Origin of the sequence: Candidatus Formimonas warabiya (assembly GCF_002777255.1) — a bacterium.
Classification (GTDB): domain Bacteria; phylum Bacillota; class Dehalobacteriia; order Dehalobacteriales; family Dehalobacteriaceae; genus Formimonas; species Formimonas warabiya.
Window position 1 is genome coordinate 2,639,714 of sequence record NZ_CP017634.1, and the last position, 13,099, is coordinate 2,652,812.

The window sequence follows — 13,099 nt, forward strand, 5'->3', positions numbered from 1 at the left end:
AAGCTTCGGATTATAGTGCAGTCGAACATTTAACACAACTTCCTATTATATTGTGGGTAAGCGCATGGAATCCCCCTTGGGCTTGTCTTATATGAGCAATAAACGAAATTCAAAGCAATAAAGAAGAGTTCTATTCCGGCCATCCACAATTTACAAACGAGATTTAGCCTTCTCAAAATCGGATTACTATAGTAGCGGATCAAGTGTTGTCAATCTCTGGATTCACTTTTGCTGCTTTCCACCTATTTGTGAAATGTATAGCAGCTTCTAAAGCGGATAGAATTTTCTCGATTTCTGAAAGAAAGTCCTCCGACTCCTCAGCAAAAGCATCATGCAAAGAGGAGTATATTTCGGCTGCGCTATCCATAGCTTTTTCAACGTATGTGTCTAAATTTTCGTCGTAGGCCTCTGATGCATATTCTCTTTGCAGAATATCATTAGCTTCATTTTCTGTATCGAAAGCAACGAGTCGATACAGGGTACCATCTTCAGAAATTGTTTCCTTTAGCCATTCGATGCTAAGTCCATCAAAATGCTCTTTGAGTTGTTCAAGATCATCATTATAATTCTCGTTCTCTTCATCGTAAGTGTCATCTGCTGCTCCGCATACAGAATTAAGCTCATCGAGATCTCTATAAAGGGCTTCAAGGTCGCTTACATCCATAAATATCGAATCCGCCATCACCATTTTGGTTCTCATATAGTCTGTATATAAGTCTTCCAGCATCTTATGATGGTGATGCTTGAATTTTGCAAAAAGGGACAAAATGAAAAGCTGAAAGGCACTGAAATTCTCGTCGAAATATGAGATAGAATCTCCCCTTACCTTATCGAAGAACTCTGCATATAATTCCTGAATGAAATTTTTGTCTTCAATCAGAACTCCTGCCTCAATGTTATCAGCGCTTTCATTAGAGTAATTTGCCGAACCGATATAAAGAATGTTTTCTGTACCAATCAGTTTCGCATGATTATGGACATTGAATAACGGAGTGAACTTACCTGGAAAGTTATCTGGATTCAATTTTGAAATATAAATCTGGATATTCTGTCTTGCAGTGGAGCGCATTCTACGACCAGCGTCTGAATCATAATATTCTGTCATGCGAGAAGGTACATTTGTTATCATTTGAACATCTGCTTCAGTTCTTTTTAATGCATCCAAAAGTGCATCGTATCGTTGATTCTTGGAAATGTTGTATGTCATGATTCTAAGGATTTTTGCAGTTGGGAAATTATCAAGAACCTCTCTATAGTTCAAGTCCTCATTGAGTGATACAAATCTCCCGCCGTTAAACGATAGTTCCATATAATCGCATTTCCTCCTTGCGCGCATCAATAATCAAAACATCCTGTGGACAAGTTATAGTCAACTTCCAGTTTGTTAAATTACGCATTATTGCTATAACTATAAAAATTCTCAACTTCCAATTATTACTTTAATAAATTCGTTTTAAATTTAAAGTTCTGGCCATCCTAATGGAAGCATAAAAATTTCCCTTAAAGACTTTCCGTCAATTGCTTTTAAAATACCATTTTCGCCAATTACTTGTGGTAAAGTATTAAGAATTGAGTCATACCTTATCTTAGCCCAAGGATTATGGATTATTTTAATATCGGTTCTTGTTATGTTATCGGTCCGTAAACCATTGGCAAAAAGCACGGCACTAACGCGAGTATTTTTATTGTCTCGCCATACTCCATCAGGTATTCGAACAGACTGATGAGAGGCTTTGTTATATGCCAATGTGCCAAACAACGCATTGAATGTATCTGTTTGGGAGGCTCCTATAGCGTTGATTGCAATAATATATGGAATTTCAAAAGTACCGTATTTAAGTGCCTTCTCACTGATACGGCTCTTGAGGTTGTAAAAATCTACTAATTTAGAAGAAGTAATTGCTATCGACCTTTCGATAGGCCTATCCCCATTCTCCGCAGGTATCGGTATAATAATTAAATGCCATCCATCGTGCTCATATTCCCAGCTTATAAATTGTCGGGGATCATTGTCCTGATAACGTTTTTCTATTTCCTTACGATCTACTTTACTTAGCTTTTCTTCAATTAAATATTTGATATCCGTAACCGACGGTTGACTTTTCGGTTTTCCGGTTTGTTCAATGTGGAACATGTATCCTGGAAAATCCATCTCATCTAATAAATCTAGCACCTGATTTATTCTTTTTTGTGCTTGTTTCTCTTCATGTGAGGTTCCTGATACTACCATAGCTTCCAGAAAGAATTCTTGTCCCGTTTTGGGGAAAACCTTAAAATCAGGCCTCTTCTTATTATCAACTTCTGGATGCACTATCACTCTACAACCCAACCTAATAAGCAGAACATGCAAGAATAACTCAAAAAAGGCAGCGAGGTCGTTGAGTTTAATTCTTTTACTAAGTTCGAGACGTTCTTCCACTGGATAGCCTGAAAACCATTGTTCCAAAAGATCTCTCTGCCTTTCGGATTCAGAATTCGCAGAGCGATTTAAAAATGTATAATAACCCTCCATCCTTTTTGCTGGGCCATAAAGATTTCGTTCAATATTATCGAATAAAAACATACAATCCCCCCTTTGCGAAATACTACTGGCTCGTATCTGCTAGTGATTATTATTTTCTTCTATGGAGCCATATTACAACTTCACATTATAGACATTAGCTGCAGCGTCCTCTCCATTAGGACTGCCTGTTTTTTCATTAATTCGATAAATTTCCTCAATTTCCCTTTACCTAAATTCCGACATTTTACGACAAAAGCCATAGCTATTCATGCTATGGCCCCAAAAAGATTCTTTCTTTTTTTTCAATTTACAACCTCGGATCAACCGACTCACTTTCAGCTAAATACACATTATTCTACACCCGGTAAAGATGTTTATGTCTAGCCAAACGCTCAAGCGCCTACATTCCTGGTACAAACTCTCTAAGTACCAATGAACGCTTTTCCCAAATGATCTTTTTCTAAGCCTTTGAAAATTCTGGTCCACGGTATACCGAAGCCCGTAAATTATTTTTAGATATTCTTTTCCCGGGCATTTTACCGCCGGGAGCATAGGCTTTCTTCTATTCCTTACGATAAAATCTTAGGGTTTGACAAACATCCCTTCCCCACCAGAACCGGTTAGGGTTGATTGCTTAGCCGGATTCATCGCAGCAAATTCCATAGTTTTTTGCCGGGCACGCGCCTTCTGTAAATTATCCCCCGACTTTCCCAAGGATTGTGCTGTCTGTTGCTGCATGTCAAGGAGATAGGTCTTCAGCTGATCCTGCAAAACCGGATCACCGGTCTGGGCATATACCTTAAGTGCGGGATCAACCCCTGCCGGTCCTGACCTGTATAAGATCGCCACATCGAAGCTATTGAGGGTTCCGGAAAGATAACGTTCTGCGTTGTAGCGGGCAACAAGACTATCCGGATCCAAGAGGCAAAGTGTGCAGAGCATAACTACGCCCACACCAACAGTTAAGCGCACAATTGAGTATTGCCATTTTTGCAGCGCTATCACACCACCGTAGACCACTGCCATAAGGATCATAAACAAGCAGGGGAGCAGGCGGCGCATCGATAGTCCGTAAACCCCGATATACAGAACCATTTTGCTTAAAGCAGTGGCAATGAGTATCAAAGTGAGCAGTGACAGTAAAGTATTGAAAATCTTCAGAGGAAGACTATCCCCGCGCAGCTTCTTACTGAGAAAATTTGCTGCCGTCAGCACAGACAGATTAATGGCAGCAATGCGGCACAGCTCAAAAAATCCCCTGCGGGCATATTCGGAATAAACCTGCCAACCCTCCGGTCTCTCCCCGGCAAAAGCGGAGAAAAAATAGGGCGTCTGGCTGGCGATGAACACAACATACAGCGTGCATAACAGGCCCAAAAGAGTATAGATGGTAGCTGTAGGCAGCACCCGTAGGGTGGATAAGAATTTTAGCGAGCTATCCTTTTTTAATATGTCACAGCCTCTCTTATGGACACTGCCTGACACAAGGCCAAAGATATAGGCGGCAATGGGAATGGCAAGAATGCCGTAAAAGAAAAGCTGAAAAATTTCCTTCCTCATCCCTTGGAGGTATGTCAAAATGCCGCCTGTAATTTTAGAAAAGCCCCCGCTATCTGCCGCCATCAGCAGGGGTAATACCATGCCTCCTACGATAAGCGTTAAAAGAAGACCCAACCCGATGGAAAAGATCTGCCTGCCCTCCGCTTTTTTGTTGCTGCCAAGAAAAGCAAGGCTTTTATACTGGCAAGCAAAATTTGTTAAGGGAATGACAAACAGTCCGTTAAAGCCGTCCAACCCCAGCCAATTGCTGGTTTTGCCAAGGAGAGGCAGCCCCGTGGCACATAGTACCCAGTATACGGCGCTGCAAAATAATAACAGGCTGCGCCACGGCTCCAAACCGTTATTCGTCCAAAGAGCGAAACTAATTCCGGTAAGCACTACCACTGTGAGCCAGAACCACCCGGCCCGTGAGATATGGACCCCTTTTTTCAGAAAATACAGGGTGACAGAGCCGCAGTAGGCCAGGGTAAACAAGGCTACGCCCCAGCCCTGCCAGGAAAACAGTACCCAGCGGGCAAAAAAATATCCCAATACAAAGACAGCCAGAGCAAAAATACCGTCCTTACGGTCTGCTACAAAAGGTTCTGTAGTTTGTCGCAGCAAAGGTGTTCCCCCCAGGGATAATGCCCCGGAGCTGGCCAATACCGGTTGTTCTGCAGGTAAACCGTTTTTTCCCGCAAATTGCTCATTCATATCATTTGTCTCCTTCTGCTTAGTCATGCTCTCGATACTCCAATATGTCTCCGGGCTGGCAGTTCAGCGCCTTGCAGATAGCCTCCATGGTAGAGAAGCGAATCGCTTTAGCTTTGCCTGTTTTAAGGATGGAGAGATTGGCCTGACTGATGCCAATCTTTTCGGCCAGTTCACCGGAGGACATTTTTCTCTTTGCCATCATCACATCTAAATTTACTATGATTGGCATGCCGATGCTTCCTCCTTTTACACGGTGTAATCTACTTCATTCTGAAGCGCCACTGCCTGGGCTACGACATTTTTCACAACCCGTACAATCAGTCCCATGAAGGCGGCAGCCACCACTACGAACACCCATGGGAAGTAGTAAAATACCGAAACGAAGGAAATAGCCGCTCCCGCAAAAGAACTCCAGGAAATTCTTCTCAGGTGTTCCACATTCTCAGTGATAAACACTTGCCCTGCCTCAATACGGTGGAGCAGACGCAAGAGACTATAGAGCAGATACGCTGCCGGAACAAATCCCGTATAGATGGTGGCAAGAAAAAAAGGCTCGGTACCCTTCAGGTCGGCCCGTGAAAAATCCAGAAACCAGTGTGTCAGCCAAGGTGCGGATAACACGATGACGATCAGCAGACACATAAAAATCAAAACGCAAAACTTGCTCAGACTGATAGATTTCTCCCCATTCCACATAGATTAATCCTCCTCAATCGGTTAGGGAAATAACCCTTTATATTGGTTGCAGTATATCACAGTTTTTATTGGAATACAATAGCTATTTATTGTTTATCGATATATTTTATTCGTTTTTCAGATAAATTCTTGTGCCTTTAGGATCTTCATTCCATTCTGTCCTGCCGCACGATACGGAAACAGGCATCCATTCATGATGATCTGATGGATGCCTGCCTTCTTGATAGATATACCACATATACCATCCCAATACACCAGTTTTCATCCAATTAAAACAACACGCCGTCAGGAAGATTTCTCAGGCTTGATCCGCATACCTTCCTTGATATTGATATCAGGGGCGGCCAGCACCGGCTCTCCTTCCTTCAATCCGTCCATAATCTCCGCATACTCTTCATCTTGTATCCCCTTTTGTACGGCCTTCAAAACGGCTTTCCCATCAGACACGGTAAACACACAATCTTTCCCCTGATAATCAAATACTGCGCTTAAGGGCACCAAGATCACTCCGTTCTTTTTTTCGGTTATTACCCTTACATCCACCTCATAGCCGGGACGCAGCAGCTTTGATTGGCCTGCCGGCTCAATGGTTACGGCGACCCTTTTCTGGTTGACGCCCAGTGACGAGGTTACGGCTACGGCACTTGGCGCTATTTTTACAACCTTTCCTCCTATGGTATACTTTTGCTCGGATCTTTCCGTTATTTCAACCTCGTCTCCCAGTTTGACATGGGACACTTCGTCAACCAGAATATCCGCCTCAATCTCCAGCCTGCTTACATCCCCGATCACAAAGGCAACAGTGCCGGGCATCCCTACCGTATTTACCTCTGCGTGTCTTTCCAGAACCACACCGTCTATAGGGGAAACCACTTCCTGCTTTTCCAGGCTATGCAGGATGCTTTCCCTGCTCAGTACAGCCTGCTCCAGCTGAGCCTGATAGACCGCCCTCACGCTGTCGGGAGTGTTTGCTTCTATCTGCTGCAAATCCAGTTCAGCAGTCTTCATCAGGGCCTCCGCGCTTCCGAGGGCTTCCTCCTTTTGCTCCAGCTCCGTATTGGTTGCCGCCCCTGCTTCCACCAGTCTCTTCACCTTGCCGAAATCCTCCAGAGCCAACTCATATGCGTCCTTTGACCGGGCAACTGCAATTTTCACCTTTTCCACACGGATGGCATAATTCTTGATGTCATTGCCTGCAAAGCTCGCCTTGATCTCCTTTATTTTTTCATCCAGATTCTTTAGCTGGATTTCAAGCTGATTTCTCTCCATGGAAAGGAGCAGCTCACCCTTCTTCACCTGTTGGCCCACCTCGGCGGCTACATTTATCAGGCCGCTGCCCTCTATGCTTACTGTTTTCACTTCCTTGCATTTGACAGTACCGATATCCTCCACGTACTTCTTGATGTCTCCCCTTTTTGCCTCCGTTACAGACGCTTCCGTCCCCAGATTTAAAAACATCATAAATGCCAGGAAAGCTATGAATGCCAGCCCGGCAGCCAGAACCCACAACTTTTTCTTTTTCATCTGTTTGACCTCCCTTACATTCCATTACTCTGCACTTTTCAGCGACTCAACCATGTTAATGGAGAGGATTTTTCTTGTGAGCAGTAAATTCGCCATGATGGTAAAAACAATGATCATCAATAGGGCCATAAAGTAGCTGGAAGGGTTCAGCACTGCGGGCAGATACATGGTATCAGTGGCCTGCATTGTTATGACAAGCTCGGTAAGAAATCTTCCCGGAAGGATACCTGCCAAAGCACCAAAGATGCTTAAAAAGAAATTTTCATTGAATACCAGGCTCTTAAGTTCACCTGAAGTGAACCCCAGCACCGACAGGGTCGCAATCTCCCTTCTGCGCTCAAAAATATTGATATTGGTGATGTTGTAAATGACCGCAAAGGCCAAAACACCGGCTCCCAGCACCATAAAGATGATGATGCTGCTCGTTGATTGAAGCGTTTTTTCCGTGTTGGCGATGATCTCCGATTTTGATTGAATGGTGCTGACCGTCAGGATATCTTTCAAGCTGTCCATTACCTGCTTCTCATATTTGGGATCCTCCAGTTCGATATAGGCTGCATTGGACACAACGCCCTCCTTCAGCAGATAGTTGAGATAATCGGTACTGCATATGGCACTTTGCCCGATAAACTGCGCGATGGCACCTTTTATATTTACCTCTTTCTTATCCTTATCCTCATTCTTTCCGGGGTAGAAGGACCTGAGATATACCCTGTCTCCCGGCTTGAGGCCTAATGTATGCATCAAACGTACAGGAAGCAGAATGCCGTCCTGGGGCGGCTTTACCGGATTACCTGCGCTGTCAAAAACGCCATATAGCTTTGCTTCCCTGCCAAGGGCAAGAATCCCGATATCCTTCTTCCTCCACCCGCTGGTCAGCTCCATTCCGCTCTCCAGGATCGGCTCTACCGCCTTAATATGGTCGATGCTCCTTATGTAGTTGAGCTCATCGGCATTCATCATTCCGGACAGGTTGATTTTTATATCGAATCTCTGTATTTTATAAAATTGTTCCTGCAGCACAAAATCCATAGAATTCTGAAATCCCATTGCAATCAAAAGCAGCATCGTGGAAAAGATGATTCCTATAGAAGCCATTGCAGAACGTTTCTTATACCGGAAAAGGTTCCTCAGGATGATTTTCCAGCTGAAGTTGATATTTTCCCACAGCAGCCGGAGGCTTTCAAGAAACAGCTTTTTTCCCGAGGCGGGGGGCTTCGGTCTCATACTTTCGGCAGGAACCAGGCACAGCTCCTTCCGGCACGCATTGTAGCCTGCGGTAACACAGAAGGCCAGGGCCAGAAGGGCGGCAGGGAGCACAATACGCAAATGCAGGGCAGTTTCCCCTATCGGGAGATTATAGATGGAGTTATATAAGCTTAGTAAGCCATTGCTTACCAAAAACACGCCTATGAACACCCCGATCATGCTCCCAAGTATTCCCACCAGCAAAGGATAGGTCTGATAGTGGAGCATAATTTCCCTATTGCCGTAGCCCAAAGCTTTCAGCACCCCCATCTGCGTGCGCTGGTTTTCTATCATCCGGGTCATGGTGATGTAAATGATCACCGCTGATGCGATGAAAAAAAGCATGGGAAAAACTGCGGCGATGGATTTTAAAGAGCTGATATCCGTATTGAGCATGTTGTAGCTGAGCTGATCCTTTTTTTCCACAATGCCTGTAAGCCCATACTGTGTCAGTACCTTTTCCATTTCCGCCTTGACCTTTTTGATATCGGCCTGCTGCTCCAACAGCACGCTGATATCATTGATTGAGCCATTAAAATCCAGGATGGATTGCAAATACGACTTTTTTACGTAAACCACGCCAAATCTTTCGGGGTCAGGTATCAATTCGCTGGCTTCACGGATCTCATAAGTATATTCAGGACTTTTGGCCGTACCCACAACCTTCAGCTTCACCCTGTCCCCGTTTACAATTGGTTCTATTGTCTGCCCCAAGGTCAGCCGGTGCGCCTTGAAAAAGTCCTCGGAGACGATGCATTGATTTCCTCCAGCGCTGGAAAAATAGCTGCCGGACTTCAGTTGAATATCATTGACGATATCCGTTTTTTCGTCCGGAAGAGAAATAAGCCTGACCATGGCTTCCCTTTTCGCCATACTGATCCTCACATCCTGGACGACTCTTCCCGTAACCATTTTCACCCCGGGAACCGCATCAATCCTTTTGATGATTCCTTCCGGGGCCCGGTAGAGATCGCCCCACAGATCCCCCATACGGTATTCCCTAAAGTATCCTTCCGCCGCCCCCGTAAGGCTTTCCAGGGCAGAATAGAGGCCTGTATAAAACATGACGCCGATAATAACAACAGCCAGAACGGATATGAACTGCCCCCTGGATTCTCCCAGATCCCGATAAAACTTTTTTAAGAAAATCCACATTACCACTCAATCCCTTCTATGGGCAGCGGGTTGTCGTTTAATTCCACCGACTCTACTTTGCCGTTTTTGATCCTTACTACCTTATCCGCCATTTGGGCAATGGGACTGTTATGGGTGATGATCATCACCGTCTTTTTGAAATCGCGGTTTACATCACGAAGCAGCTTTAAGATGGTTTTGCCGGTGATATAGTCCAGCGCGCCGGTGGGCTCGTCACATAAAAGCAGGGTAGGATTTTTGGCAACGGCCCGGGCAATGGACACTCTCTGCTGCTCACCGCCTGAGAGCTGGGCAGGGAAATTGGACATTCTTTCACTCAGGCCCACATTTTTAAGCACCGAAAGCGCATCCAGGGGGGCGTCGCATATCTGGGCCGCAATTTCGACATTCTCAAGGGCCGTCAAATTCGGCATCAGATTATAGAACTGGAATACAAAACCGATATGTTTTCTTCTGTACATGGTCAATTCATTCTGATTAAACCTGGCTATGTTCTTTCCCTTTACCCAGACTTCTCCGGTGGTGGGAAAGTCCATGCCGCCCAGAATATTCAAAACCGTACTTTTGCCCGCCCCGCTGGGTCCGAGGACTACCACCAGCTCCCCGGGGTTAACCTCAAAGGATATCCCGTCGGCAGCACGTATTTTTATCTCACCCATGACATACTCTTTTACTAAATCTTTCACTGTAATAATTGGTTCCATCCGCTCCCCCCCTTAGTCCGTCAAATAACCGCCTGGCCATTCCTGATATATTTTCTGCTCTATTATTTAACTAACCGTTTGGTTAAACAAGCCTATAAATAAAATTTCAAGTCATCTGTTTTTTCAACAGCCCTAGCTTGTAATCGTTGACTTTACTATTCGATATTTTTTTTATGCCACATCCATATATCTTTTTCTGAGATAATAAAAGGAAAAGTAACCATCCTGAGTGAGCGCAAGAAAGAGCTGCACACCTCCTGATCGCTTAAAGAACTGCTCTTTTTGTAATCGTCAAAATAAGCGGCAAAATTAATCAAAGGCATAAATGAAAAGAAAAACTTGTATAGTTTCATATCCTCTGAAAAGTCAAAATATTTACCAACATCTCGGATAATTTTATAAAGTGGATTGTTTTCTTTTTCCTTCAAAAAATCCGTCAAGCGGAACAGCCCATCGTGATGCTTGCCGTTTTTGAGGGATTCCAGCAAAAGGATCCGGATAATATCCCTATGCTCCAAAACATACTCAATTAATTTTTCAAAATAAATATTAGCCTGCTGCAAAAAAAAATCAAAAGCTTCCTCATTGATAAAATGAAGACGATCCGTATTAATATCCAGGCGGCCGTCTTTAACCATCTGTACAATATTCTCATGAATAAAATCCATAGCGATGGAAGTAACACTTTTAAAAAGTGAATCGATCAAACAATCCAGTATATCTTCCTTACTTTTAAAATAGTAATAGATCAGAGCTTTGTTAACCTTTGCCGCCTCTGCGATCTCATTAACTCTCGTTGCATCAAAACCTTTTTCTGAAAATAACGCTATCGAAGCATTGAGGATTCTTTCTCTGGATTCGTTATTTTCTAATTGCTCCATATCGTTTACCTCCACTACTTAACTAACCGGTTGGTTAATCTTATTATACTATTTTTTTCCCTAGCGTCAAGATGTAATTTGGTCTGGGCAAAAAGGGCAAGGTGTGTGTAAAATGTTTTCACATCCCTCACTTTAATTTGCCTCCAATCAGAGGAAATTCCATCTCGTGAAAACGTTTTGTGGCCTTCGGCGGCGTCATTAGAAAAGCTCTATGCAAAGCATTTTACATAGAGCCGGGAATAAACTTTTTGATTGTGCGCGTCATTCGTGAACCCATTTATATCATAAAGTTGACTATCTCAAATGGAATTATTCTCACAGCATATTCCTTCAAAGGGAACACATATTCCCGTATCGGGGCAAAAACCCGGGTTCTCCTCGCATAATGTTCTGGCAAAGCCAGGATTCTTTTTGCTGAGATTTTTGAAATAGCAGCTGATATAATGATCACGGGCTATACTATTCAGTTGAAAAGAAAGCGGTACCTTCATGTTTACATGCCGATAGTATAATCCTTCCTCTGTAAAAGGAGGGGGATATGCTTGAGCCGGTATAGTAGGAATAACATCGTGGACATTGAAAATACGAATACTATTTTTTACCGTCTGATTGAACCGGCAAGCAAAGTCAGGGTCTCCTACGCGGGGACTGCCATAAGTATACACAATAGGATGCTGAAACCCAGTGTTCACCGCAATATCTAAAGCAGCCAACACCGCTAAAGCTGCTCCTAAACTGTACCCGGTTATTAATAGTCTTTTTGTTTTAGGAAGTTTGATTAATTCTCTGATTAATTGGTCTCGGGCCGATTGATAAATACAGGTAAATCCCCGATGGGTTTTTCCCGCATTTCTCACAAAAGGATATGGTACCTGATACAAGTCTTGGTCTGATTCATTGTCCTTAAATGAATCGGTTCCTCTAAAAGCCATAATGATGTTATCTTGTGACTCTGCCATAAAACCAAATACTTCTGCTTCCGGCTCTTCAACACCGGCAAGGGCACAAATGATATATCGAAGTTTAAAGCCTTTTGGCAAGATAAGCTCTCTTTCCTCAAAAAGAAGATTTGACTGATGGCACATGGCCGCAAGCAATATGGCATCTTCACTATGAAAAATATGTTTTATGTCTGAGCTATTCATATATGCAGCTCCTTTCTTAAATGCAGGGCACCGGACACTTGCATGTTCCCTGAAATGGAAAACACATTTCTGTATTGGGACAAAAACCAGGATTATCACAGCATAATGCTTTGGCAAAATCAGGATTCCTTTTGCTGAGTTTTTTAAAATAGCAGCCAATTCCGTCATTACGTGGTGTATCATTTAGTTGAAAAGAGATGGGAACCTTTGTTTTTACATGTTGATAAGTTAATCCTTCCTCTGTAAAGGGAGGCGGATACACGCGATCCGGGAAAGTCGAAAAAGAGTCATGAATATTAAAAATCCGGAAACTATTTTTAACCTCTTTGTTGAACCGGCAAGCAAAGTCAGGGTCTCCCACACGGGGACTGCCATAAGTATATACGATAGGATGTCCGAATCCGGTGTTTTCTGCTATATCTAAAGCAGCCAGCGTAGCCAGGGCTCCACCGTAGTTATGACCAGTAATATACAGCTTTTTTGTTGCAGATAGCTTGTTTAATTCTCTGATTAATTTGTCTCTTGTTGATTGATAAATACAGGTAAATCCACGCGAGGTTTTTCCTCCATTTTTAACAAAAGGATATGGTATTTGAAGGATGTCGTACGCGGCAATAAGGTCTGCAGGATAGGAGGCGTATCCCCTAAAGGCGATAATGATATAATCTTTTGACTCAGCAATAAAACCAAATACTTCTTCCGTCGGATTCTCTACGTTGGCATAAGCACGAATGATATATCGAAGTTCAAAACCCATGGGTAAGATTAGCTTTCCCTCTAGAAAGAACGGATAGGTCTGATAGCACATAGCTGCAAGAAATGTGGCAGCTCTATTGCTGAAAATATTCTCTTTGTTTGAGATAACCATATCTGCAATTCCTTTCTTATAAAAGATAATATCTCTCTGCTTAATACTATGAAATAGAACCTGGAATAGTTAATGGGTTATGGGTTATAGAGAAAGTTTTTTTCACCTGAAAATTAAAATGC

At 43.3% G+C, this 13,099-nt stretch carries 12 protein-coding genes; all 12 read right to left on the reverse strand.

Translation table 11 applies throughout. From position 1 onward, the window contains the following. Window positions 1-199: 199 nt before the first annotated feature. A complete protein-coding gene (locus tag DCMF_RS12200) occupies window positions 200-1,309 on the reverse strand; it encodes a phospholipase D-like domain-containing protein (RefSeq protein ID WP_214659300.1) in 1,110 nt (369 codons plus the stop codon). Between the two features lie 150 nt (window positions 1,310-1,459). Next, the gene (locus DCMF_RS12205) at window positions 1,460-2,563 is read right to left on the reverse strand and encodes a hypothetical protein (RefSeq protein WP_148134688.1); all 1,104 of its coding nucleotides are present in this window, start codon (window positions 2,561-2,563) and stop codon (window positions 1,460-1,462) included. Between the two features lie 279 nt (window positions 2,564-2,842). Next, window positions 2,843-3,079 carry a hypothetical protein gene (locus tag DCMF_RS30330; RefSeq protein ID WP_472297461.1) on the reverse strand — a complete coding sequence of 79 codons (237 nt, stop codon included), beginning with the start codon at window positions 3,077-3,079 and terminating at the stop codon, window positions 2,843-2,845. A gap of 6 nt (window positions 3,080-3,085) precedes the next feature. Next, a complete protein-coding gene (locus DCMF_RS12210) occupies window positions 3,086-4,756 on the reverse strand; it encodes a DUF4153 domain-containing protein (protein WP_214659301.1) in 1,671 nt (556 codons plus the stop codon). Window positions 4,757-4,775: 19 nt separating this feature from the next. Beyond that, window positions 4,776-4,985: a helix-turn-helix domain-containing protein gene (locus tag DCMF_RS12215; protein WP_148134690.1), complete on the reverse strand. Its 210-nt coding sequence runs from the start codon at window positions 4,983-4,985 to the stop codon at window positions 4,776-4,778. Window positions 4,986-5,002: 17 nt separating this feature from the next. Then, on the reverse strand, window positions 5,003-5,452 hold the full coding sequence (locus DCMF_RS12220) for a DUF2975 domain-containing protein (protein WP_148134691.1): 450 nt from the start codon (window positions 5,450-5,452) through the stop codon (window positions 5,003-5,005). Window positions 5,453-5,737: 285 nt separating this feature from the next. Further along, window positions 5,738-6,976: an efflux RND transporter periplasmic adaptor subunit gene (locus DCMF_RS12225; protein WP_148134692.1), complete on the reverse strand. Its 1,239-nt coding sequence runs from the start codon at window positions 6,974-6,976 to the stop codon at window positions 5,738-5,740. Window positions 6,977-7,000: 24 nt separating this feature from the next. After that, window positions 7,001-9,379 carry an ABC transporter permease gene (locus DCMF_RS12230; protein WP_148137869.1) on the reverse strand — a complete coding sequence of 793 codons (2,379 nt, stop codon included), beginning with the start codon at window positions 9,377-9,379 and terminating at the stop codon, window positions 7,001-7,003. Next, the gene (locus DCMF_RS12235) at window positions 9,379-10,083 is read right to left on the reverse strand and encodes an ABC transporter ATP-binding protein (protein ID WP_148134693.1); all 705 of its coding nucleotides are present in this window, start codon (window positions 10,081-10,083) and stop codon (window positions 9,379-9,381) included. The genes DCMF_RS12230 and DCMF_RS12235 overlap by 1 nt, the downstream gene beginning before the upstream one ends. A gap of 155 nt (window positions 10,084-10,238) precedes the next feature. After that, window positions 10,239-10,964, reverse strand: coding sequence for a TetR/AcrR family transcriptional regulator (locus tag DCMF_RS12240; RefSeq protein ID WP_148134694.1), 726 nt, complete (start codon window positions 10,962-10,964; stop codon window positions 10,239-10,241). Window positions 10,965-11,263: 299 nt separating this feature from the next. Continuing rightward, on the reverse strand, window positions 11,264-12,109 hold the full coding sequence (locus DCMF_RS12245; protein ID WP_148134695.1) for a lipase family protein: 846 nt from the start codon (window positions 12,107-12,109) through the stop codon (window positions 11,264-11,266). Between the two features lie 16 nt (window positions 12,110-12,125). Next, the gene (locus tag DCMF_RS12250) at window positions 12,126-12,977 is read right to left on the reverse strand and encodes a lipase family protein (protein ID WP_148134696.1); all 852 of its coding nucleotides are present in this window, start codon (window positions 12,975-12,977) and stop codon (window positions 12,126-12,128) included. Window positions 12,978-13,099 lie beyond the last annotated feature (122 nt).

Excerpts from the sequence above, each read along its gene's own strand:
- DCMF_RS12200 (WP_214659300.1), bottom strand. The coding sequence starts at position 1,309 with ATGGAACTATCGTTTAACGGCGGGAGATTTGTATCACTCAATGAGGAC.
- DCMF_RS12205 (WP_148134688.1), bottom strand. The coding sequence starts at position 2,563 with ATGTTTTTATTCGATAATATTGAACGAAATCTTTATGGCCCAGCAAAA.
- DCMF_RS12210 (WP_214659301.1), bottom strand. The coding sequence starts at position 4,756 with ATGAATGAGCAATTTGCGGGAAAAAACGGTTTACCTGCAGAACAACCG.
- DCMF_RS12215 (WP_148134690.1), bottom strand. The coding sequence starts at position 4,985 with ATGCCAATCATAGTAAATTTAGATGTGATGATGGCAAAGAGAAAAATG.
- DCMF_RS12220 (WP_148134691.1), bottom strand. The coding sequence starts at position 5,452 with ATGTGGAATGGGGAGAAATCTATCAGTCTGAGCAAGTTTTGCGTTTTG.
- DCMF_RS12225 (WP_148134692.1), bottom strand. The coding sequence starts at position 6,976 with ATGAAAAAGAAAAAGTTGTGGGTTCTGGCTGCCGGGCTGGCATTCATA.
- DCMF_RS12230 (WP_148137869.1), bottom strand. The coding sequence starts at position 9,379 with ATGTGGATTTTCTTAAAAAAGTTTTATCGGGATCTGGGAGAATCCAGG.
- DCMF_RS12235 (WP_148134693.1), bottom strand. The coding sequence starts at position 10,083 with ATGGAACCAATTATTACAGTGAAAGATTTAGTAAAAGAGTATGTCATG.
- DCMF_RS12240 (WP_148134694.1), bottom strand. The coding sequence starts at position 10,964 with ATGGAGCAATTAGAAAATAACGAATCCAGAGAAAGAATCCTCAATGCT.
- DCMF_RS12245 (WP_148134695.1), bottom strand. The coding sequence starts at position 12,109 with ATGAATAGCTCAGACATAAAACATATTTTTCATAGTGAAGATGCCATA.
- DCMF_RS12250 (WP_148134696.1), bottom strand. The coding sequence starts at position 12,977 with ATGGTTATCTCAAACAAAGAGAATATTTTCAGCAATAGAGCTGCCACA.